The 22573-nt window shown below is 54.6% G+C and carries 24 protein-coding genes; 3 read left to right on the forward strand and 21 right to left on the reverse strand.

Annotated elements, in window-relative coordinates:
• Positions 1-34: 34 nt before the first annotated feature.
• Complete coding sequence (uvrB, locus tag C8R21_RS09150; protein ID WP_107762412.1) at positions 35-2122, reverse strand: excinuclease ABC subunit UvrB; 2088 nt, start codon at positions 2120-2122, stop codon at positions 35-37.
• A gap of 343 nt (positions 2123-2465) precedes the next feature.
• Between uvrB and C8R21_RS09155 the strand changes: the two genes are divergently transcribed.
• Positions 2466-3659, forward strand: a complete 1194-nt coding sequence (locus C8R21_RS09155; protein ID WP_107762413.1) for a pyridoxal phosphate-dependent aminotransferase — start codon at positions 2466-2468, stop codon at positions 3657-3659.
• A 150-nt stretch (positions 3660-3809) separates the two neighbouring features.
• On the opposite strand, the gene C8R21_RS09160 is transcribed toward C8R21_RS09155, so the two are convergent.
• Positions 3810-4898 (reverse strand): hypothetical protein, encoded by a 1089-nt coding sequence (locus C8R21_RS09160; protein WP_107762414.1) that lies wholly within the window; start codon positions 4896-4898, stop codon positions 3810-3812.
• Between the two features lie 224 nt (positions 4899-5122).
• Between C8R21_RS09160 and C8R21_RS09165 the strand changes: the two genes are divergently transcribed.
• Positions 5123-5785 carry a PEP-CTERM sorting domain-containing protein gene (locus C8R21_RS09165; protein ID WP_107762415.1) on the forward strand — a complete coding sequence of 221 codons (663 nt, stop codon included), beginning with the start codon at positions 5123-5125 and terminating at the stop codon, positions 5783-5785.
• 2 nt (positions 5786-5787) lie between these two features.
• On the opposite strand, the gene fliR is transcribed toward C8R21_RS09165, so the two are convergent.
• The 13 genes from fliR to fliF form a co-directional block, all read right to left on the reverse strand.
• A complete protein-coding gene (gene fliR, locus C8R21_RS09170; protein ID WP_107762416.1) occupies positions 5788-6570 on the reverse strand; it encodes a flagellar biosynthetic protein FliR in 783 nt (260 codons plus the stop codon).
• A gap of 110 nt (positions 6571-6680) precedes the next feature.
• Positions 6681-6950 carry a flagellar biosynthesis protein FliQ gene (fliQ, locus tag C8R21_RS09175; RefSeq protein WP_074975681.1) on the reverse strand — a complete coding sequence of 90 codons (270 nt, stop codon included), beginning with the start codon at positions 6948-6950 and terminating at the stop codon, positions 6681-6683.
• Between the two features lie 44 nt (positions 6951-6994).
• Entirely contained in the window at positions 6995-7783 is a 789-nt protein-coding gene (gene fliP / locus C8R21_RS09180) for a flagellar type III secretion system pore protein FliP (RefSeq protein WP_107762417.1), read from the reverse strand.
• Complete coding sequence (gene fliO, locus C8R21_RS09185; RefSeq protein ID WP_107762418.1) at positions 7773-8252, reverse strand: flagellar biosynthetic protein FliO; 480 nt, start codon at positions 8250-8252, stop codon at positions 7773-7775. The genes fliP and fliO overlap by 11 nt, the downstream gene beginning before the upstream one ends.
• Before the next feature lie 2 nt (positions 8253-8254).
• Positions 8255-8710 (reverse strand): flagellar motor switch protein FliN, encoded by a 456-nt coding sequence (gene fliN, locus C8R21_RS09190; protein ID WP_107762419.1) that lies wholly within the window; start codon positions 8708-8710, stop codon positions 8255-8257.
• Positions 8707-9684, reverse strand: a complete 978-nt coding sequence (gene fliM, locus C8R21_RS09195) for a flagellar motor switch protein FliM (RefSeq protein ID WP_107762420.1) — start codon at positions 9682-9684, stop codon at positions 8707-8709. The genes fliN and fliM overlap by 4 nt, the downstream gene beginning before the upstream one ends.
• A 4-nt stretch (positions 9685-9688) precedes the next feature.
• Positions 9689-10141, reverse strand: coding sequence for a flagellar basal body-associated protein FliL (gene fliL, locus C8R21_RS09200; RefSeq protein ID WP_258192332.1), 453 nt, complete (start codon positions 10139-10141; stop codon positions 9689-9691).
• A gap of 225 nt (positions 10142-10366) precedes the next feature.
• Positions 10367-11851: a flagellar hook-length control protein FliK gene (locus C8R21_RS09205; RefSeq protein ID WP_107762422.1), complete on the reverse strand. Its 1485-nt coding sequence runs from the start codon at positions 11849-11851 to the stop codon at positions 10367-10369.
• A 53-nt stretch (positions 11852-11904) separates the two neighbouring features.
• Positions 11905-12351 carry a flagellar export protein FliJ gene (gene fliJ, locus C8R21_RS09210; protein ID WP_107762423.1) on the reverse strand — a complete coding sequence of 149 codons (447 nt, stop codon included), beginning with the start codon at positions 12349-12351 and terminating at the stop codon, positions 11905-11907.
• A gap of 23 nt (positions 12352-12374) precedes the next feature.
• Positions 12375-13787, reverse strand: a complete 1413-nt coding sequence (gene fliI / locus C8R21_RS09215) for a flagellar protein export ATPase FliI (RefSeq protein ID WP_107762424.1) — start codon at positions 13785-13787, stop codon at positions 12375-12377.
• Positions 13787-14542: a flagellar assembly protein FliH gene (locus tag C8R21_RS09220; protein WP_107762425.1), complete on the reverse strand. Its 756-nt coding sequence runs from the start codon at positions 14540-14542 to the stop codon at positions 13787-13789. Before C8R21_RS09220 ends, fliI begins: the two co-directional genes overlap by 1 nt.
• Positions 14539-15537, reverse strand: a complete 999-nt coding sequence (gene fliG / locus C8R21_RS09225; RefSeq protein WP_107762426.1) for a flagellar motor switch protein FliG — start codon at positions 15535-15537, stop codon at positions 14539-14541. Before fliG ends, C8R21_RS09220 begins: the two co-directional genes overlap by 4 nt.
• A complete protein-coding gene (fliF, locus tag C8R21_RS09230) occupies positions 15530-17260 on the reverse strand; it encodes a flagellar basal-body MS-ring/collar protein FliF (RefSeq protein WP_107762427.1) in 1731 nt (576 codons plus the stop codon). The genes fliG and fliF overlap by 8 nt, the downstream gene beginning before the upstream one ends.
• A gap of 220 nt (positions 17261-17480) precedes the next feature.
• Here fliF and fliE point away from each other — a divergent pair, with 220 nt between their 5' ends.
• Positions 17481-17828, forward strand: a complete 348-nt coding sequence (gene fliE / locus C8R21_RS09235; RefSeq protein ID WP_107762462.1) for a flagellar hook-basal body complex protein FliE — start codon at positions 17481-17483, stop codon at positions 17826-17828.
• On the opposite strand, the gene C8R21_RS09240 is transcribed toward fliE, so the two are convergent.
• The 6 genes from C8R21_RS09240 to C8R21_RS09265 form a co-directional block, all read right to left on the reverse strand.
• On the reverse strand, positions 17825-18130 hold the full coding sequence (locus C8R21_RS09240) for an EscU/YscU/HrcU family type III secretion system export apparatus switch protein (protein WP_107762428.1): 306 nt from the start codon (positions 18128-18130) through the stop codon (positions 17825-17827). The genes fliE and C8R21_RS09240 overlap by 4 nt on opposite strands.
• Positions 18108-18971 carry a flagellar hook-length control protein FliK gene (gene fliK, locus C8R21_RS09245; protein ID WP_181258889.1) on the reverse strand — a complete coding sequence of 288 codons (864 nt, stop codon included), beginning with the start codon at positions 18969-18971 and terminating at the stop codon, positions 18108-18110. The genes C8R21_RS09240 and fliK overlap by 23 nt, the downstream gene beginning before the upstream one ends.
• A 280-nt stretch (positions 18972-19251) precedes the next feature.
• The gene (locus C8R21_RS09250; protein WP_107762430.1) at positions 19252-19593 is read right to left on the reverse strand and encodes a flagellar protein FliT; all 342 of its coding nucleotides are present in this window, start codon (positions 19591-19593) and stop codon (positions 19252-19254) included.
• Positions 19593-20057, reverse strand: coding sequence for a flagellar export chaperone FliS (gene fliS / locus C8R21_RS09255; protein WP_107762431.1), 465 nt, complete (start codon positions 20055-20057; stop codon positions 19593-19595). The genes C8R21_RS09250 and fliS overlap by 1 nt, the downstream gene beginning before the upstream one ends.
• Positions 20058-20073: 16 nt before the next feature.
• On the reverse strand, positions 20074-22083 hold the full coding sequence (fliD, locus tag C8R21_RS09260) for a flagellar filament capping protein FliD (RefSeq protein WP_107762432.1): 2010 nt from the start codon (positions 22081-22083) through the stop codon (positions 20074-20076).
• Positions 22084-22141: 58 nt separating this feature from the next.
• Positions 22142-22360 (reverse strand): flagellar protein FlaG, encoded by a 219-nt coding sequence (locus C8R21_RS09265; RefSeq protein ID WP_219906636.1) that lies wholly within the window; start codon positions 22358-22360, stop codon positions 22142-22144.
• Between the last annotated feature and the right edge of the window lie 213 nt (positions 22361-22573).

Genomic DNA, 22573 nt, shown 5'->3' on the forward strand with positions numbered 1-22573 from the left:
AAAGCGTGTTGACGCTTCCTGGCCTTCAATCTGCCTATCTCACCGCTCTTGGCAACTTCCCCCGGGATTTCGCCGCGTCCGTCCCTTTCTCATCCTCGGGTTCCACAAATCCTACGAAGAGCTTGTTTTTTAATTTTTTTAATTCATCCCGATATTCCGCCGCCTTCTCGAATTCGAGATTTTTTGCTGCCTCGTGCATCTGTTTTTCCATTGACTTGATTTCTTTTGCCAGCTGCGTCTCGCTCATGGCTTCATACCGCGCCTGCGTTTGCGCTGCCTTAAGCTGCTGCTGGGCTATTTCCATGCTGTAAACACCGTCAATCAAATCCTTGACGCGCTTATGCACGCTTCGCGGCGTAATACCATGCGCCTGATTGAACAGGGTCTGCTTGTTGCGCCGTCGCTCGGTCTCATCCATTGCAAGCCGCATGGAGTTAGTGATCCTGTCCGCATAAAGAAGTGCGGTGCCATTGATGTGACGCGCTGCGCGACCGATCGTCTGTATCAATGATCGCTCTGAACGAAGAAAGCCCTCCTTGTCTGCATCCAGTATGGCTACCAGCGATACCTCCGGCATATCCAGACCCTCACGCAACAGATTGATGCCGACCAGCACATCGAACTTTCCCAGTCTCAGGTCACGCACAATCTCCACCCTTTCCACCGTATCGATATCGGAATGCAGATACCGTACTCTGATGCCGTGGTCGGCAAAATAGTCGGTCAGGTCCTCGGCCATCCGTTTGGTGAGCGTCGTTACCAGCACCCGCTCGTCCTTAGCTGTGCGTAGCCTTACTTCCGACATCAGATCGTCCACCTGAGTGCTGGCCGGTCTAACTTCGATCTGCGGGTCTACGAGACCTGTGGGCCGTACCACCTGCTCGACAACTTGCCCGCTATGTATCTTTTCGAACTCCGCCGGCGTCGCGGATACAAACACCGTTTGCGGCATGATTTTCCTGAATTCATCAAACCGGAGGGGACGGTTATCCAGCGCTGAAGGCAGGCGAAACCCATAATCGACAAGATTTTCCTTGCGGGCCCGATCACCCTTGTACATTCCTCCGACTTGCGGAACCGTCACGTGGCTCTCATCGATCACCATCAGCGTTCCGGGCGGCAGATAATCCATTAAGGTAGGCGGTGGCTCCCCCGGTTTTTTTCCTGACAGATGGCGCGAATAGTTCTCGATGCCTTTGCAGAAACCCAGTTCGTTGAGCATTTCCAGGTCGAAACGGGTGCGCTGTTCGATGCGCTGCAGCTCCACCAGCTTGTTGTGCTGGTGGAAAAAATCCATGCGTTCCCTCAACTCGGTCTTGATTGTCTCGATGGCGCGCAAGGTGGTGCTCCTTGGCGTCACGTAATGGCTGGAAGGATAAACGGTATAGCGCGATACCTTTCTCGAAGTGCGACCGGTAAGAGGATCGAACAATGTCATGCTTTCCACCTCATCATCAAACAGGGAAACACGCACGGCGGTTTCCGAGCTTTCCGCGGGAAAGATGTCGAGCACATCTCCCCTCACCCGGAAGGTTCCCCGGCTGAACTCGAATTCGTTACGCTCGTATTGCATTTCTGTCAAACGCTGTATTGCCTGCCTTTGCGTGATCTTTTCATGCTCCCGCAGATGGAGGATCATTCCGTGATAATCCACAGGATCGCCTATCCCATAGATGCACGACACCGTGGCGACGATGATGGCGTCGTCCCGTTCGAGTAGCGCCTTGGTAGCAGACAGGCGCATCTGCTCGATATGCTCATTGATGGCGGAATCTTTCTCGATAAAAAGGTCCCGCGATGGGACATATGCTTCCGGCTGATAATAGTCGTAATACGATACAAAGTACTCGACGGCATTTTCCGGGAAAAACTCCCGCATTTCCGCATACAACTGAGCCGCCAGAGTCTTGTTTGGCGCCATGATAATGGCGGGACGTCCCAGCCGCGCAATGACATTGGCCATCGTAAAGGTCTTGCCGGAGCCCGTCACCCCCAGCAGTGTCTGGAATGCCAGCCCGTCCTCTATTCCCTCCACCAGTTTTTCGATCGCCGCCGACTGATCGCCTGCGGGCTGAAATAGCTGGTTGAGCTTATAAGGGCTATTGGGAAAGGTAATAATCACGGGTATAATCCAAATCCATCATAGTCTACTGTTTTTCAGTTAATTCCATGACTTGCAGCATTGTTTCTGCTTCGCCTGACTCCTCGTCAAACTGGAGAAGCGGATTGCGTATTTTTCGCAAGTATGCGCGGTGCAGGCGGTCAGATGGAGCTTTCCGGGAATTGCAGGAGAGAACTGGTTACCCTGCCCCACTTCATCATGTTTCAAATCTCAGCCTCATCAAAAGGTGGGCGTTTTTCCATCTCCTCCAACCAGCGCATGTAGCATCATTCGCGACTTGATGGCTGATTTTATCACGCAGCACAAGTGCCATTAGCATAAGGACATTAGTAAGGATATTATTGTGGAACTCTCAAAGCGCGTTCAGGCCATCAAGCCCTCCCCTACTCTGGCTGTCACTGCCCGAGCCGCACGCCTGAAAGCGGAAGGCAAGGATATTATCGGGTTGGGCGCCGGCGAACCCGATTTCGATACCCCACAGCACATCAAGGATGCCGCAGTTGCCGCGATTCACCGCGGTTTTACGAAATATACGGCTGTCGGTGGAACACCTGGCCTCAAGAATGCAATCATCGCCAAGTTCAAGCGCGAAAATGGCTTCGACTATACTGCGGGACAAATCCTGGTTTCGTGCGGAGGCAAGCAAAGCTTTTTCAATCTAACACTGTCTGTCATCAATCCAGGGGATGAGGTCATCATACCGGCCCCCTACTGGGTCTCTTATCCTGACATCGTCCTGATCGCCGAAGGCAAGCCAGTCATTGTCGAGGCGGGTATCGAGCAGGGTTTCAAAATTACAGCAGATCAGCTCGAGCAAGCCATTACACCGAAAACCAGAATGTTCGTTATCAACAGCCCCAGCAATCCCTCCGGGGGGGTTTATACTTTGGACGAACTCAAGGCATTGGGAGAAGTTCTACTCAGGCATCCCCATATCCTGATTGCCACGGATGACATGTACGAGCACATCCTGCTATCGGATGGCAAGTTCGTCAATATTCTGAATGCATGTCCGGCCCTGTATCCCCGCACGGTGGTGCTCAACGGGGTTTCGAAGGCGTATGCCATGACGGGCTGGCGGATTGGTTATTGCGCAGGTCCCGCCCACATCATCACCGCAATGGAGAATGTCCAGTCGCAGAGCACTTCAAACCCTGCCTCTATTTCCCAGGTCGCAGCTGAAACAGCACTGAATGGCGATCAATCCTGTATCACACCGATGGTGGAAGCGTTCCGCCAGAGGAATCGTTTCGTGACTGATGCCCTCAATGGTATCGCCGGCATCCGTTGCCTGCTGTCCGAGGGAGCGTTCTACGCGTTTGCCGATGCACGGGAAGCAATCGCACGTTTGCACGGTAACGGGATGATCAAGGATCGCAGCGATATCACCTTTAGCGAATATCTGCTGGAACAGGGGGGTGTCGCGGTGGTGCCAGGCTCCGCTTTTGGGAGCGAAGGTTACATCAGGCTCTCCTTTGCCACCGCAATGTCCAACCTGGAGAGTGCACTGGGCCGCATGGCAAGGCTATTGGGCTGAAAATGGCTGAAAACGCCTTATAGCCGATAAACGCGGCAAAAAACTTTCCATTTAAACGATTTCTCGCTGAATCGGGAAAGCGAATCGATAGGTCGGGTTCCGCTTCGCTCAACCCGACCTACTATCTCACCTGTTTCGCCTGGAGTTTTCTTACCAATAACCGGGTGGAATCATGTAAAGCCCTGTGTCCCACGCCCACTGGCGAACAGGGTTCTCGGTCATCGCGTCCCTGTCATCCGGCTGCGCCTTCCAGTGGAAATCACACACGCTCCCGTTATGTCCCACGAAGGTATGCAGACCGCCATTCGCTACTCCTACGAAGAATGGCGCCTTCTCCAGTTTTTCCAGTAACACCTCGGTTTTGCCGTCCGGTGTTACCCCACGGTAATCGGAAACGACCGCATCGCAGCGAACGCCGGCAGATCCCGAAACAGGGGACTTCCAGATGCGCGCACCCGCCTTTGCCATATTGAGAGCTCCGAGTTTCTCGCGCTCGTCCGCAGCAGAAAGGTCTTCGGATGTCCGCGGGCTATAAAATACGCCGGTCCACCCATCCTTTTGCAGTTCTTCACAAAGGACAGTACCGCGTAAGTCCGCCTCCTTTACCCGGGCATTTATTTCTGCAAAACGCGCTCCCTGGCCCACCCCCTCATAGGCGGCCTGAACATTCTCCATTACCCATCCGATACACGAACTTTCACGTAGACGCGTTGCCTCCCCTGAAGTTTTTTCTATCGTGATGTACCCGGGTTCAATCGATCCCATTCGCCAGTTGCCCATGCTCATGGCGTCAATCTGTGTCCGCAGCGCTGCCTGGTTTCCTCTTAGAATGTCGTCATGGAATTGGGAATGGTCGCCATAATACAAGCCGATGCCCGTGCGCTCGATCGCCGTTTTATGCGCATTGCTATTGTTCGTGATACTCCTGTCACCCAGTTCCGCAAGCATCTTCCAGTTTGTCGACTCACCCGTCCCAGGCTCAGCGCCTCCTGTTCCGGCAAACAACCACTCGGCAATCGCCACGGCGGGAGGATCTGAAATGGTATTGACGTTCCCGTCGTGATCATAATTATCGATAATCTCCCAGAGCCGCTCGAGGTTTGGAAGAGTGCCTTCCATCATTCCGTCGGCCGGCAACCCTCTCATGTTCAAATCGGGGTAGGACTGCCTCAATCCGCTAGTGTTGATCGATTTTCCCTTCAGACGACTAATAAAAGTGGCATGATCGAGCGTGCTCATTTTCCCCTCCCCTAATTGGCACGACTCCTACCGATTCTGGCGAAGACATCATTGATTCATTTCTGCTTTCCGTTTTTTTACTTTAGCAGCAGATAGGGAAAATTCAATCCGCGAGGTTGACGTGGGAAGTTGCACATTATAGATTGGCAGCACGTCGGATTCTTTTACACTTTCTTTGACGTGAGATTTGAATAATTGATGCGCCAATAATTAAGGAGCTTAAATTGAAAGCAACTCGCACAACGCTGATAAAGCGCTTGATAGCTTCAATCATCGCAGGCATGGCAGGCATGACGCCAATCGCTGGCGCACAGGCAGCACTTTTAACCATAAACGCAATCATACATGAGGAGGTTGGCTATCAGCCTCATCTGGGATGTTTCGGAGGCACGATCACCGGTAGCGGAGTGAGCTCGCTTCTGGGATCAGTTTCCATTGCAACCAACGACTGTATTACTTCAGTGGGAAATAGCCTCTCATTTGACGGACAGATGACATTTACCGTGTCAAGCGGGGATGAAATTTTTGCTGATTATTCCGGATGGTTCGTTCCTACCCTCTACCCATCCATATTCACGCTAAAGGACTCCTTTTTCAGCATAACGGGTGGGACAGGAAGTTTTCTCGGTGCGAAGGGGGGCGGAAAATTATTTGGAACGGAAGATATTTTAAGTGGCTGGGGTTTGATGCAGGCTACAGGAGAGATATCCGGTTTCAAAAAAAGCAAGAAGGGAACGGAATCGAGTCTCGAACTTCTCAACCTTGCAGGCCCTGCCGATGAAAACGCTATCGTTGCAATCAACGAGCTTCCGGAATCAGGTTCCCTGGCCCTGCTCGGTATAGGCCTTGCCAGCCTTGCCTTCGTTCGCCGTAGGGTAAGCCACTGAGCTCAACGGGCGTTTTGCGCCACCTCGAGCATGGTTTGCAACCCTTCGGTAATCAATCGCTCGATCACGGGAGTAAAGTGCGGAAGCGACAGCATGAGCGCCGACATTCCAACCATCAGGGTAATCGGAAAACCCACCGCAAAGACGTTCAGTTGGGGCGACGCGCGAGTCAGAATGCCCAACGCCAGGTTGACAATCAATAATGCCGCGACCACCGGCAACGCAAGTTGCAGGCCGACGCTAAAAATAATACTCCCCCACTCCGCCAGCCTTTTCCATCCCATATTTGAAAAGGATTCGGTGGAGATCGGGAAGGCGTTGAAGCTGTCGATCAGCGCAGACAGCATCAACAGATGGCCGTTGAATGATAAAAATGCGAGCGTTCCCAGCAGACCCAGGAAACGCCCCAGAACAAGACTGCTGCCATCGCTGTGAGGCGTAAAGAACGTAGCAAACCCCAGGCCCATCTGCAAGCCTGCAATCTCTCCCGCCAATTCAATCGCACTGAAGATGATGCGCATGGCAAAGCCCATTGCCAGCCCGATCATGATCTGCTGACCGAGGACCAGCAGGCCGGGAGCGGAAACCAGCTCGATTTTTGGCATGGGTTCGAGGGTGGGCGCCACGACCAGCGCAACGAAGATACCCAATCCCACCTTCACCCTGGCAGGAACTGCAAGATTTCCCAATACGGGCGCTACCGAGAGGAGCGCCAGAATACGGGTGGCAGGCCAGAAAAAGGAAATGAGCCACGCATTGAGATCGGCCGAGCTGAGCGTGATCATTTAACAATAATGAAATTCTGCTTTATCTCTCCGGTCCAGCGAGCACTGGAGGACGGATGTTACAGGCAAGATGCCGCTCTCGCCTGTCTTTTTCCGGGTAGTCCTGACAACTATCCGATCACTCCAGGAATTCCTTCCAGTACCTGCCTCATATAATCGAGCAGCACCGAAAGCATCCACGGCCCTGCAAGCACCAGCATGGCAAACAGGACCACGAGTTTGGGAATGAAAGACAGAGTCATCTCATTGATCTGGGTGGCAGCCTGAAAGATGCTGACCAGCAATCCGGTGACCAGCGCGGCCAGTAACAAGGGGGCGGAAACCATCAAGGTAACTTCCATTGCCTTCTGGCCGAGTGTCATTACGCTTTCAGGTGTCATGGTTCTTTTCCATCATTTCGTCCGTGGATAAACATGTTGCATCCTCAATAAAAACTCTCTGCCAGCGAACCGATCAGCATATGCCATCCATCGACTAGCACGAAGAGCATGATCTTGAAAGGCAGTGCGACGAGAGCCGGCGATACCATCATCATCCCCATCGACATGAGCACCGATGCCACGACCATGTCAATAATCAGAAAAGGAATGAATACTGCGAAGCCAATTTGAAATGCGGTTTTCAACTCGCTGGTAACGAAGGCCGGAACGAGCACCCGAAGGGATACTTCTTCCGGTCCGTTCAGTTGGGGCCTGCCCGAGAGTTTGACGAATAGCGCAAGATCGGCCTCCCGGGTTTGTTTCAGCATGAAAGCTTTGAGCGGCACGGTGCCCTTCTCCAATGCCTGCTCCATCGTCATCCTGTTTTCCACATAAGGTTGGTATGCGTCCTGATAAATCTTGTCGAATACCGGACTCATGACGAAAAAAGTCAGGAACAGCGCCAATCCGACGAGCACCTGGTTGGGTGGGGAGGATTGGGTGCCAAGGGCCTGCCGCAGCAGCGAAAGGACAATGATGACGCGGGTAAAACCCGTCATCATCAGGAGCACTGCTGGCAGAAATGTCAGCGATGTCAGCAGCAGCAGTGTTTGCAGGCTCAATGAATAAGTTTGTCCACCCCGGGATGCAGGCATGCTGCTAAAGGCAGGAAATCCTCCCTTTGCCTGTGCCAGCGCGACCACGGACGTAGTCAGCAACAAGGCTGCGAGCACGGCTCCGTAGGCAATACGTATGTTGGATCGAGATTTTTTACCTGACACGCTATCTACCATGTTTTTCTGCCAACCGTTTCAGCCACCCTGAAAAATTCGAATCTTTTTCGACATGTCCTGGCGTCCCGGAGAAATGGAGCATGCTTGCGCCAATGTCGCCTTTGGGCATGCTATGCAATACCGTTACATGCCCGGGTGCGACGCCAATGACAAGCCAGGTTTCGGCCACTTCGACCACAACGACGCGCTCGCGCTGTCCCACCGCTGATCCCCCGATTATCCTGACCACTCCTGCATGTCCACTGTATGCCCCACCCATGCGCTTGAGCAGCCATGCGCAACCTGCAATCACAGCGAGCACCACTCCCAGACCGAGCATGACCTGCAAGGGACTGCCGCTGGAAGTAACTGTGCTGTCGCTCGCCCCAGCCGCCATGACCGGTGAAGCGAAATGCCAGAGCGCTGCTGCTGAAAGGAGACTGCAGAACACCGCCCGAGGCAAAAACGGGTCCTGATATTTTCTTTTCACGATTAGCGGTTTAATTTGCGTATCCGTTCACTCGGCGTGATGATATCGGTCAGGCGTATACCAAACTTCTCATTGACTACGACAACTTCGCCCTGAGCAATCAGATAACCGTTTACCAGAACATCCATCGGCTCCCCTGCCAGCCCATCCAGTTCCACCACGGAACCCTGCGCCAACTGCAACAGGTTCTTGATGGCGATCTTGGTGCGCCCCAACTGCACAGTGAGTTGAACGGGTATATCCATGACTAGATCAATGTCATTCTGGACCTGTACCTTCTGCGTATTCTGGAATTGCTCGAATATCTGTCCCGAGGCAGTATCCCCGGCCGCAATTGTCTCATCTTGGTCCGCTGGCGCTTGAGCTGCAGAATTGGCTGGTGTTACAGACACTTTCATCTCCTCAGTTTTATTCACAAAGGGCCGCCTGGACAGATCGCGGCGTTCAACTTCACTCATTCACTGCTCCCGGAAGCAAGCATTTTCTCCATACGCAAAGCGTAGCGGCCATTCGAAATTCCATATCTGCATTCCATGATCGGCACTCCATCCACGCTTGCAGTAACGAATTCCGGAATATCCAGGGGAATAACGTCCCCAACCTTCATATTCAGGATCTGATCGAGTCTGACCTGGGCATGCGTCAGATTTGCCAGTAGTGTCACTTCAGCCGACTGCACCTGTTTTGAGAGGCGACCGACCCAGCGTTTATCCACCTCCAATGCCTCGCCTTGCAAGGCGCTCGACAGCAGATCGCGGATCGGTTCGAGAGTGGAATAGGGCATGCAGATGTGCATTTCCCCAACTACGGAACCAAAATTGACCTCGAAGGTGGTTGCAATCACGACTTCATTCGGTGTCGCTACATTGGCAAACTGGGTATTCGTTTCTGCCCGCAGGTATTCGAATTCGATCGGATAAACCGGTTGCCAGGATTTGCCGTAGCTGTCGAAGACCAGGTTGAGCAAGCGCTGGATAATGCGCTGCTCCGTCTGAGTGAAATCGCGACCTTCAGTCTTGGGAAGAAAGCGCCCATCGCCGCCGAACAGGTTGTCAACCACAAGAAATACCAGTGTCGGATCGAATACAAACAGCGAGGTACCGCGTAAAGGTTTTATATGCACGAGATTCAGGTTGCTTGGTGCAGCGAGGTTGCGCACGAATTCACTGAACTTGATAACCCTTACCGGTCCTGCGGTGACATTTGCGCTCCGGCGCATGAAATTGAACAGTCCGAGACGCAGAAGGCGCGCAAAGCGCTCATTGATGATCTCGAGAGTGGGCATGCGCCCCCGCACGATGCGTTCCTGCGTCGCCAGGTTATAGGGGCGGAAACCGGGATTGGCCGTACTCTGTTCGATTGCCGTGGATCCACTGCTCACTCCCCTGAGGAGAGCGTCCACCTCCTCGCGTGAAAGGAAATCATCTCTCATGGAGCTACTGAATCACGAACGAAGTAAAAAGCACGTTCTCAACCGATTCTGTCACATGCCCCTCGCTGAACTGGCGATTTATCTCGACAGTGAGTTCAGAAGCGAGCTTCTTTTTTCCCTCGATACTCGAAATCTGCGTGGCTGTCTTGCCCGAAAGCAACAGCAGCACGCGGTTGCGCACTTCCGGCATATGCAGTTTGATTAAATCCACCACGCTCTCATCTTCGACCTTCAAGGTAAGATTGGTCTGGAGATGCTGTTCGCTGTGCTCCGGCTGGAGGTTGACAGTAAAGGTTTCCAGATTGAGAAACACAGGAGGTTTAGGCTTCGGCAGCGCGCCTGTCCCGTTGTAGACCTGGCTGAAATACCATCCTGCGCCGCCGCCCCCTGCTCCCAGCAATAGGGCGCACGCCGTGATAATCAGAACGAGCCTGCCTTTCCCGGATTTCTGCTCCAATTTAACTTCCCTCGGGTCTTTACTTTGCTTATTTGGTCTGACTGCCATATTTGTGCCCTGTTAGCCGTTTTACGCTTGCTCAGGAGGCATTATTGAACTGATGCCCTGCCTTCAATGTGAGAAACAAACGGGAAAAAACAGGTTATCTCGAAATTTGGAGATTCCAGCCTGCGGCGTCATAAACAGGGATTCTCTATACCTGGCCGGCCACAAACCGCACTCAAACTATGCAAAGGTATCCACGAGCTGGTGCCCGCGAATATCAGCAGTACTGCGGCTCATTCCGAGGCTTGTCCCTGCCGAGGCTATCCGGCTTTCTTCCTGCCGATAATGAGACCTTCCACTATTTTGCCTTTCGAAATCTCCTTGCTGCCGGGATCCCTGGTCGCTGACTGTTGCATTGCCCAGATTGATTCCGCTTTCCGCCATCATTTCCTTCAGCCGGGGCAGCGCCGCTTCGAGTGCTTGCCGAACCTCAGGGTTCTGGGATACAAATGCTGCGCTGGCCTGATCGCTGTTTACGGACAGGACGACTTGCAGCGGTCCCAGATCAGGTGGGTTCAGATTGAGTTCAGCGATCTGATGTTGGTGAGATACCATCCAGAGTACTCTCTGACCCAGGGCATTATCCCAGCTCCCTGTGCCCACGCGCGGTTCCAGCCTGAAAGAAGGATCACCCAGATCTGCGATGCCAGGCACTGCACCTGGCTCGACTATCAGATGCCGTGGAGATGGGGACGAAGTCAGGAGTTCGTGGGGCACGACGGGTGCAGTTAATGTGGAGAGCGAAGAAGTATCGCTTCCTGCGGTCGAGGCTGGACGCAGATGTCCAGCATCCCGCAGGAAATCGCCAAGACTGCTGGAGATTCCGGCCAGCCTGCTCTCTGAGAAGGCGGAATCAGAATGAGACATCTCGTGCGCTGCAACCCCTGTGAACTTCATATCTTGCGGTAGTTTCCCGCCTGCCGCGGGGGCAGACACGATTCTGGAGGAAGCGGTTCGAACAGTCGTCTGTCCCTCCTGAGAGCCTCCCGCAATAGCAGAACTCAGATACATTCCGGCCCCCATGACCTGCGCTACGCTGATAACGTTCTCTCCCGGTGTCAGTCCTGAGGGATCGGGTAACTTTGCGTCTCCCCCCGCCTGCGCCTCGCGTCCTACCTCGTGTCCTATCGAGGCCGCAGATGAAGTGATCTGTCCGGCAGCAGACCGAGGCCGATCGTTTGCATTCCTTTGACTGAATGCAGCGTCAGGCTGCTGCTGGACCGGCATACCTGCAGGGATTCGAGTTTCAATTCCGCTTACGGTATCCGGGGTTCGGCCGGTACCAGGGAGGTGTAAAGCATCTGTAATACCTGGTATCTCCGTGACCGTGGCAAGGCGAGCGAGCTGGAACCCGCCGGCCAGCATTTCAGCTGTCATATTCCCTTCTTTGCCGCTGCAATCCTCTTCAGCCCCTGTCTCACCGTGCGTGTCTTCAGAATCTTTCAGGGACGGATTTCCGGGTATGCCAAGACCGTTTCCGGTGGCATCCGCCGCCATGCCCACTTGCGGATCGCTGGCGCCTGTATCCGGTGCTTTATCATCACCGCCTACTTCGGCAGCAAGCAGTTTGCGGAAATCGGGCGCGGATTCCTGGGTAGCGCTTCTCGATTCGGTCAAAGTATCCTTGACGGGATGCAAAGCGGTTCTCGATGATACGGATAGCATAGGTTGCTCTCGGAATTCGATTTTTCAGGAGTTTATTATCTTGTATGGCTCAACTATATCGAGCCGGGCCGGATAGCCGCACTGCTCGCCCACTCATCTGTTTCCCGCTGCTCGCGCCTTGCCTGGTGGGCCAACTGGGTCTGCCTGTGACGCTGCGCCAAGGTGTCATAAGAGTTAAGAACACGCCGCTCCGATTGCCACGCGGCTTCACTGGCAGCGACACGCTGCCGCATGTTCGCCAGGGTTTCCTGTTGCTGGGAAATCGCAGTGTCGAGCTTGTCGATGAATTCATGATAATTTCGCCACCCCGACGCCGTGAGGCCTTGCTGCATGGAAGCCCGAAAGCGGGCCCGGTATTCGTCCGAATACTGGGTCAGCAAAACCAGCTTCGCTTCCATATCCAGGCCTTGAGCGTTCAAAAATCCCAATCTTCGCGCCGCATCATCCATGCGGGTCTGTGCCAGTTCGATGAGGGTTTCCAACGCAGAAGTTTTTGGCATGATCAGGCAACGGCTAATTGAGGTTAATTGAGGTTTGAGGCCAGCAGAGCCTCCAGGCTTCGGGTACTCTCTTCATACCCCGCGCGCTCCACCATGGTTTGTTGAAGAAAACGTTCGAATTTTGGATACAAGGCAATCGCTCGATCCAGCAACCTGTCATTCCCCGGAGAATACGCTCCTACGCTGATCAGGTCGCGCGAACGCTGGTAGCGTGAAAAAAGCTGCTTGAAATTACGCACCTGCTCAAAATATTCGGGCGGGATCAGGCTGGTCATGGCGCGACTGATGGAGGCTTCGACATCGATGGCAGGATAATGCCCGCTTTCCGCCAGTTGCCGCGAAAGCACGATGTGGCCATCCAGAATCGCCCTTGCCGCATCAGCGATGGGGTCCTGCTGGTCGTCCCCCTCGGCTAGCACTGTATAGAAAGCAGTGATCGAACCGCTGCCCTTGACTCCATTCCCCGCCCTCTCCACCAATTGCGGCAGTTTGGCGAATACGGAAGGCGGATACCCTTTGGTCGCGGGAGGCTCCCCGATCGCAAGCGCAATCTCACGCTGCGCCATTGCATAACGGGTGAGTGAGTCCATGATCAATAGAACATTTTTTCCCTGGTCCCGAAAGTATTCAGCGACAGAAGTCGCATAGGACGCACCCTGCAATCTCATCAGGGGCCAGGTATCTGCGGGTGCTGCCACTACCACCGAACGCGCCAATCCTTCAGTACCCAGGATTTGCTCGATGAAATCCTTGACCTCTCTTCCGCGCTCACCGATCAATCCCACGACAATGATATCGGCGCTGGTATAGCGCGCCATCATACCGAGCAGGACGCTCTTTCCCACGCCGGATCCGGCAAAAAGGCCCATGCGCTGACCGCGCCCCACTGTAAGCAGGGCGTTTATCGCGCGCACCCCTACATCAAGGACATCGCTGATCGGTTCCCGGTCGAGCGGGTTGATGGACGAACTTGCGAGCGGAGCCGAACGTTCCACCTCTAATGGGCCAAGGTCATCCAGGGGACGCCCCGTGCCATCCACCACCCTTCCCAGTAGCGCTTCTCCCACTGGAAACCGGCTGATCTGATCAGATGCCCGGCGCCGCTGGCGGGACGCGCTGACCGGATTAGAAAGCACGCCGGCGTGGTCCCACGGCACGACCTTGGCGCCGGGAGCCAATCCGAACATGCCATGGGCTGGCATCAGGTAAAGCCTGTCACCATGAAAACCCACTACCTCAGCCTCCATGCTGTTGCCGTTGGGCATCAGTATGGTGCATCCACTGCCCACAGCCAGCTTGAGGCCCGTTGCTTCCATTATCAATCCGGTAACACGCGTGAGACTTCCGGAAACCTGGAAGGGCGATGACACTCCCGCGAGCCCGCCGCAGTTTTTGAGAAATCCTTGCCATCGATCGGCATGGGATAAGGTTTCCATCAATGACCCTCCAGCCAGTCATTATGTTGCCCCAGCGCCTGGGTTATGCGGCGCCAGCGGGTGGACACGGTGGCATCGATATCGCTGGGTCCCACCCTGATCCGGCACCCTCCCCGCTCCAGGCGAGGATCGAGGCTGATGGCGCAATGTTCGAGCTCCTGATTCAGGTGCGTGCGTACCAGGGCAGCATCTTCCGGGTGCAAAAATAGTTGTGCCGGCTGCCCGAGTACCGGCTCAGACTGGATACATTCGCGAACGACCGCGAAAACAAGTTCCGGTTTCACCCGCAACGCCTCACGCACCATCTCTTTGGCAACATCGAGTGCAAGGGAAAGCAGAGCATTGCAAATCTTCTGGTCAGCACTTGCCAAGGCTTCCTGGAGACCGCGAAATACGGCGGTCAATTGCCCAGCTTCAAAGCTGGCGAGCTCGCGGCCGGCATCGTAACCGGCTTTCATGCCAGCCTCCCTGCCAGTTTCATAGCCTGCGTCATAGCCTTCCTGCCGGGCCTCCTGATGTATTTTTTCGATTTCCTCGACTGTAGGCAGCGCAACCTGTATTTGCTCAGGCACTGTCTCGTCTTTGGCGTCAGCTGAAGCGTCCACCGGCCCCTCGAGCATTGCGCCTTGCTCCAGGACATCCATTTGCCAGCGACGATAGGTCGACAAATCTTCCTTGAGAATGATCTGGCTTGCCTGAGACGTCATTCTTGGTCTTTCGCCGCGACTTTTTGCCTGCGCACCAACTTTACTCATACGTAGCTTTCTTCGTTCTTGCTGCCGAACACGATTTGCCCCTCATCTGCGAGTCGCCGGACGACCTGTAATATCTGCTTCTGATGGTTTTCAACTTCGCTTACCCTTACGGGTCCCATCGCTTCCAGGTCTTCACGCAGGATTTCAGATGCTCGTTTCGACATATTCTTGAAAATTTTCTCACGCAGATCCCAGGCTGCGCCTTTCAGCGCGATCACCAGGATGTCAGATTGAATTTCCCGCAGTAGCGTCTGAATTCCACGGTCGTCAATATCCATGAGGTTCTCGAATACAATCATCTGGTCCATTATTTTTTGCGCCAGATCCGCGTCGAATTCCCGCAAATTATCAAGCACCGAGGTTTCCGCGGCGCTACCCATGAAGTTGATAATTTCCGCTGCGGTACGAATGCCCCCCACCGAGCTTTTGTTGATATTTTCACTACCAGACAACAAATCGGTCAGCACGGTATTGAGTTCGCGCAATGCAGAAGGCTGAATGCCTTCGAGCGTGGCGATACGCAGCAGGATGTCATTGCGAAGCTGCTCACTCAGTTGCCCGAGAATTTCACTGGCCTGGTGACGGTCGAGGTGGACGAGAATGGTGGCAATGATCTGCGGGTGCTCCCCCTTGATGAGTTCCGCGACTGACTGCGAATCAATCCACTTGAGTCCCTCGATCCCGCTCGTGTCGTGTCCCTCGAGAATGCGGCTGATGCTGTCTGTCGATTTACCTTCATCCAAAGCTCTTTCGAGCACCGTACGCGCGTAGTTTTCCGGATCGACATCCAGAAAAAGCGGCTCACGCATGACTCGGCCGCAGAAATCGCCCAGAACACTATCGACCTGTTCCTGGCTCAGGTTCCGGAGCTTGGCCATCGCAGCGCCGAGTTTTTGTACCTCCAGTTGATTAAGATGCTTCAGTACCTGCACCGCCTCGTCTTCGCCCAATGACAGGAGCAGGACTGCGCTCTTGTAGATGCCCTCCTCATTCATGACCGGCCACCCATTGCTTGACGACGTTTGCCACCAGCTTCGGCTCTTTTTTTGCGAGCTGGCGCGCGAGCGTCAGTCTTTGCTCGTATTCGGAAGGTTGTGGCGCGGGTTTCAGTGCGGGAACAGGTTGCACATGCTGCTCATCGGTCCCGGATTCGGCTAGAAGTGGAGGTTCTGGCTGGTTGATACGCTTGAGCGAAGGACGTAGCACACCCAGCACCAGATAAAGAATCAACCCGCCAATCAGAAGCGTTTTTCCGATCTGTTGAGCCAGTTCAATGACCTCGGGCTGTTTCCACAATGGGAGTTCTGGCACTGCTTCCCGTTCCACACCTGTGAAATGACTGTTGACCACGTTCAGTGTATCCCCGCGTTCCCTGCTGAATCCCACAGCCTCTTTCACCAGATCGGTAATCTGGGATTTCTCCACCTCGCTCAGCGGCTTGGCGCTGATGACACCATTCTCGTCCACGACTTTGCGGTGGTTGACCACGACTGCAACAGAAAGTCTTTTTATACCGCCGACTGGTTTGCGCACATGCTGGATTGTTTTATCGACTTCGTAATTGATGGTGGCATCCTTGCGCGTGCTGCTTGGGGCACGGGATTGGGACGCGGTTGCTCCGGGTGACTGCCCGGAATTTGCTCCGGGAGGTGCTGGCGGCGGCGTGGTAACCGGAGCGGTTGCCGGAACCGGAGGCTGATTGGAAAGCGCGCCCGGAACGCCGCCTTCATTCTGGGTGCCCACAGCCGTGGATTCCGAAGTCTGCTGGCTGCGGATCGTGGAGCCTGCAGAGTCCTGGTTGGGTCTGTACGTTTCGCTGGTTTGTTCGGAGTGTGCAAAATCGACCTCAGCCGCGACCTGGGCACGGACATTTTCCTGTCCCACAATGGGAATCAGAATCGCCTCGATCCGCTTGATATAGCTTTGCTCCAGCGCATGCAAGTACTTGAGCTGGGCTGGATCCAGTCCCGTATTGGCGTTCGATTCATCGATCCTGGTCAACAAATCGCCTTGTTGATCCACTACCGTCACATTCTTCACGTGCAGATTGGGGACGCTGCTGGAAACGAGGTGGACAATCGCATTGACCTGCTGGGGATCGAGTGTGCGGCCGGGGTAGAGGTTCACCAGCACGGATGCGCTGGGTTTCTGTTGCTCCCGCATGAATACCGATTGCTTCGGGATCGCCAGATGGACTCTGGCGCTGTCGACAGCTGCCAGCACCTGGACGGAACGGGCCAGTTCACCTTCCAGCGCGCGCTGGAAATTGACCTGCTCAAGAAACTGGCTGGTACCGAACTTCTGCTTTTCCATCAGTTCGAAGCCCACCAGGCCACCTCTTGGCAACCCCTGGGACGCAAGTTTGAGACGGGTGTCGTGCACCTGATTCGATGGGACGAGTATCGCTCCACCGCCTTCGGCAAATTTATAGGGCACATTCATCTGCTGGAGGGATGCGATGATTGCGCCGCCATCACCGTCAGAGACATTGCTGAACAGCACCTTGTAGTCCGGTGCCTGAGTCCACATCCATCCGGCCGCCAGCAATGCAGCCACAGAAGAAACGGTCAGCATGAGCACGATTTTCTGCTGGCTGGATAATCGCGTTAGAAAGCTTTGCAGTCGACCCTGAATGCTGCTTACCGCGCCATTGGCCGCGTTGCTTGCGGCACTGTTCATTGCGCCGTTCATTGTTACGGCATCCGTACCCGCTGTCACCTGTTTCTCCCCAGTCCTGCACTCCAGATCGAATCGCGTTTATTTTTCTTTGTCATATATGGATAGGCGTATCTTGGCAAACCTCTTGGCAGTCGCCATTATCACCATGGCTGCAGCTTTCAATACGGGAAAAAGAAACTGGTTTTACGGCCTTTTCAAAAAACGGAATACAGGAGAGAGTGCTATCTTGTATGTCTTTCAAAAGTACTTGCCGGAAACCATGGACATTTCAAACATAGATTCGATACTCACCCAGCTACGCGCGGGCGCTGCGCTTGCTGGTGGCAAAGTGGGTTCAGCCGGGACAATAGCGAATGGAGACGAAAATGGAAGTGAAGCGGGACGTGTCGATTTCGCAACCGTATTCAGGAGATCGCTGGATCAGGTCAATAACGTTCAGCAGCATGCATCGAAGCTTGCCAGAGATTTTGAATTGGGCGCGCCCGAGGCCAATCTGACTGAAGCCATGATCTCGCTGCAGAAAGCATCCATCTCGTTTCAGTACACGGTGCAAGTACGCAACAAGCTGGTCGCAGCCTACCAGGATATTATGAATATGCCGGTTTAGGAGCTGAACGGGATTGACGGGGACTCCTCGTTGTTCTGATCCCCGGCTTCCATCTTGTAAAGCCATGCGAGCAATTCCGCCACCGCGCGATAGAGCTGCGGGGGAATGTGCTGATCCAGATCCACCTGCATGAGCAAGGACACCAGTTCCGGAGATTCGTGAACGAAAACTCCGTGTCTTCGCGCTTCCCGGATAATATTTTCGGCAACCAGACCGCGTCCTTTGGCAACAACCTGCGGCGCATGATCGCCAGTGCGATACGCCAGCGCAATGGCAGCCTCAGACCGATTCAGCCTTTTCATCCGCCTCGATACCCATACTCGATAATCTGATTCCTGCGGAATCCAATCCTGCTAAGAGGTGTTCTGCCCCCGCCCGCAGGATCGCGGCGGACGATTCGGTTGCAGCAAGACGAACCTCGACTCCGGACTCACCAAGCCTCAGAACCGCGCTGATAAATCCCAGATTCGGCAGCGAAAGACGTACACTGGTTTTCCATACGGGATATCGAGTGGTGCTGTCACCTTCCGATTCATCCATCTTCTCCCCGACTGTATCCCACTCGATAGTCTGGCGGGGCCAGATTTCGCCTTGCCACTGAAGATGCCCGTTTTCCAGAACATCCAGTTGCTGCCGCAAGAGCGCTTGAGTATCGCGATGCATGGGATTCGAGTAATCCTGATGCGGGGGAACTGGTAAACGAAGCTCGCCTCCCGGTGAAGCCGGGAGCGAAGCAGTACCAGGCGACTGCGAGAGGTTTTTCGATAAACGTCCCTGCGGTTCCAGCAACAGGCTTGTCAATGATCTTTTGCCGGCCACCCATTGCGCCAGATGAAACTCATAAAACAGCCCGCTTGAACTGATTGCTTGCATCAGTCCTTGAGCCAGTTGCGTATGCTGGGCCGGCGTACCCTCACGGGGCGGTGCGGAAAGTAAGGGCGCTGCATCTGGCTGTGCAGACCGGCTGTCAGAAGGAAGCAGAAGCGGCTGCTGGAGCAGCGTGCTGATGAAACGCCCCGTCTCGCTCAGCTGCGAAGCCAATGGTGGAGAGTCGGGCACGAACCCGAACGTCGGCTTTGGCGCGCGGGATAGAAAAATCAGATTGAAAGTTTCGCCCGGATGCGCGCTCCGGGGTAATTTCATCTGTAGCATCTGCCTGTCTCGACCTTCCCGGCCGTGCAGCATTACGATGAATTCGTTATTGGGAAGCAGGGCTTGTACCTGCGCTCTCAGAGAACGCCCTGGCTCCAGTCCGGCGAGGAACGAAGTAAAATCCTCACGTCTTTGAAGTGAAGACTGAACCGGATGGATTGAGGTTATTGCCGCGATTGTGTCGGATGCACGCAGATCGAATTCTCCTGTTCCGATGGTTGACCCCTCTGCCGGGATATCGGGGCGAATTAAACAGGTCTATCTGTACCCATCAAATATTCCACGCTCCCGACTCATATGCCTGACGCACGCACCGCGAGCGGCTGGCAGTGCCGAGCAGAGCTTGAACCTGTCTTATCCAGGGTTCCGTGTACTCGCGTATCGCTGCGTCATCGGACAGAATCTTGTGAATCAGTTCAACTTTCCGCCGCTGCATATCCGGAGGAAGCCGCACCGGTTCTGCAGCCTCGAGCTGCGCCACCAGGGCTGCGCAGCGTCGCTCCAATCCCGCAAGCTGATCCCATTCACTCGCCTGGGCAGCTTCTCTCATCTCGCCCGTAAGATCGGAAAGGGACTGAAACACAGCAAGGTTTTCTGCACTTGTCATCATCATTACGCTTTTTTCAGATTGGCAATGCCGTCATGGGTGACGGATGAAATTATCTTTCCGTCTTCACCTGGCTGCGTGAACGATCCGATCGCTTCCCATGCCTCGTGTAGCTCGCCAAGAAGACTATTTACCTCTTCGATGTATTCCGGTTTGTCATGAACGTTGGCCTGCAACAGCCGGCGCCCCATGTACTCATAAAGTGCATTCAATTGCTGTGCGAGTTCTCCTCCTGCTTTGATGTCCAGGCTGGCTTGCAAGCCGGAGCTGATGATTGCAATGGCTTTGGAAATCGCTTCACCCCTGGCCGCGATCTGCCCGCTGCGTGTATGAGCAAGCGCCGAAGCCAATGCTATCCGCGCTCCCTCGAACAGCATCAGAACGAGCTTATGAGGACTGGCGGTGATTACACCCGTTTCAAGACCAACCCGGGCGTAGGCGTTTACACCGCAGCGAGATGCTGGATACATATATTTACCCCTTCTGTCATTTTTCGTTGAGAGTCGGCAACGCGGCCAGCTGTTGTTGAAGAAACTGGCTCGTCTGGGTCAAGCTGCCCAGCATGGCATCGAGCGCAGAGAACTGCGCCCGGTAACGCGCCTCAACCATTTCGAGTCGACGACTGAAATCCTCCTGGCGCCGATCGATATCCTTGATACTGGCGTTCAGCCCATCGACCCGGCTGGCGATCACTCCTTCAGTAGCGAGAAACTCTTCTGCAACCTTGCTCAATCGCTCGGCGTAACCTCGCGAGAACTCGACTGCACCCCGACTGCCGAGCGCACCGCCGTGAATGGCGACGCGCAGGCCTTCGGCCGCTCCTCCGCCAGTGGCAGTCAGCATCTGTCCCGATCCTGTAGCGGAAACACCATTGATGGAGCCTGCAACATCCATTCCCGTCGCTCCCACAGGATTGGCCCCGAGCAGATTGCCGGCACCATTACCTCCCGTGAGGGCGACACTGGAGGCGGATCCGTAGCGTGCCGACACGACACTCAATACACCCCCGGACTGGGAAACCGATACTGAAATTCCTTCGGTAGTCAGGCCAGAGAAACCATTCAGCTTGCTCTGCACTTCGGCCGCCAGTGCATCCGCGGAAGCATAAGTTCCCTCGGCTAGCGTAATACTGGCTGCCTCCCCATCCACATTGAAACTGAGTTGATCGTTGACCCCTGCCGTTATCGTCAGCCCTGCCGCCTGGTTTCCGCTGAGGCTGCCTTGCGTTGCAAGTTGTGTAACCGTAACGGCATAATTTCCAGCTATTGTCTTGTCCGTTGCGCCGTCGTATGTGATCAGGCTGTCGGTGGAGGTGCCACCTATCGTAAACAGCTTGCCGATCTGTTCAAATTTTGCGTCCATTGACGCTTGCAGCTTTGCGGCATCCACTGCCAGGCTGCCGTCTTTCTGCAAGGTAACGCCAATCTGGGAGAGGGAGGTGAAGCCGTTCCCGCTGCCGGTCATGGCCGTTAACGCCGCTCGAATTCCGCGCTGAACCGAGAACGCAGCCGAATCCCCCTGCAATATTGCGCCCCTCTTCGCTGCCGAGTTATAAGAACTGAGGTCGGAAAGCGTTTGATTGATGCTGTTGTACGATTTTACGAATGTTTCGACCGCTGTCTTGACAGCAGCGGTATCCTGCGAGACATTCAGTGTCGTCGGACTGCCTACATTCGTTTTGAGCAGGCTGAGTGTCACGCCTTCAATTGCGTCTGTAACCGTATTCGAGGATTTGGCGATATCGATCCCCTCGATCCGGAGCTTCGCATCCTGCGCGGCCTGTACCTGGGTGAGATTCTTGCCGGAGCCAGCTCCCGCGGTTGGGTCGAAGGCAAGACTGGAAAGCCCGGCTGCGTCGACATTGACGCCATCATCGTCGCTGACTGTAATCTTCAGGCTGTTTGCTGCGCCCATATCCTTTGCGGTCAGCACAAGTTTGTTGCTGGTCCCGTCATTCACAATCGTTGCACTCACCCCGGTATTGGCTGCATTAATGGCGTCTCGTACCCCGGAGAGCGTGTTGCGGGAGGGATCGATCGTTATCGTTTGCGCCGGTTTCTCGTCGTTGAGAGTAAAAGTATTCAGGACGTTATCATAAGTGCCGTACTGTATCGTCAAAGTCCCGCTGCCTAAGGTGCTTGACGTGCTGGCAAAACCGTCGGAACGGATTTTCTGCTGTTGGGCAAGCTGCTGTACTTCCACCGAATAATTACCCGGCACCGCCTTGCCGTCGCTATTCCCGGTTGCAGTCACCAGGGAGCTATCTGCCGCACTCGCGCTAATAGCCTGATACTTCGCAGCATCAGCCAGGCCCTGCATTGCCGTCTGAAAAGCAGACAAGACGCCTTTCAGGGTTCCATAAGCGGATAGTTTTGCCTGATAGTCGGATTCGCGCTTCTGAAGCAAAGCAAGCGGCGTGCGTTCGGCCGCCATCAACTGGCTGACCAGGCCATTTACATCCAGGTTCGAACCTGCCCCAGCAGCGGTAATCGCCATATTCCTGTCCTCTTCTGTTTTCCTGTTTTCGGCGGGGGTACTCTGCCCTGCCCTGCCATCAGGCTTTGGTGCGCAGCAACAAACCCTGCAGCTGATTCATGGCTTTTGCCAAGGCCAGCATTTCTTCCATGGGAATCTGCCTCACGAGTTCCCGAGTTTCGTTGTCTACGACTTTTACCACTATCCTGTTGGTGTCGGTATCAACGCTGAATTCCAGACTTGAGCCAGCGAATAGTGTTGCTTCCTTTTCCTTCTCAATTTCCTGTTTCACCTGCACGGTCTGCGGCGTTGGTGGATTTCCTTCCCCGGCCGACAGGTGAACATCGGCGTGCAGGAATTTACCTTCGGTTGTTCTGGAACCGATCCCTGGTTGAATGGCGGCTCCGGATTATTCGATTTTCATTATTGACTCCAGAGGGTTCGAATGGGAATCGAAAGCCTGCTTCCGATTCCCATTCATCACGCGCCCGGCCATTCAGACGAGGCCGTG

The organism is Nitrosospira multiformis (assembly GCF_003050865.1).
GTDB lineage: Bacteria > Pseudomonadota > Gammaproteobacteria > Burkholderiales > Nitrosomonadaceae > Nitrosospira > Nitrosospira multiformis_E.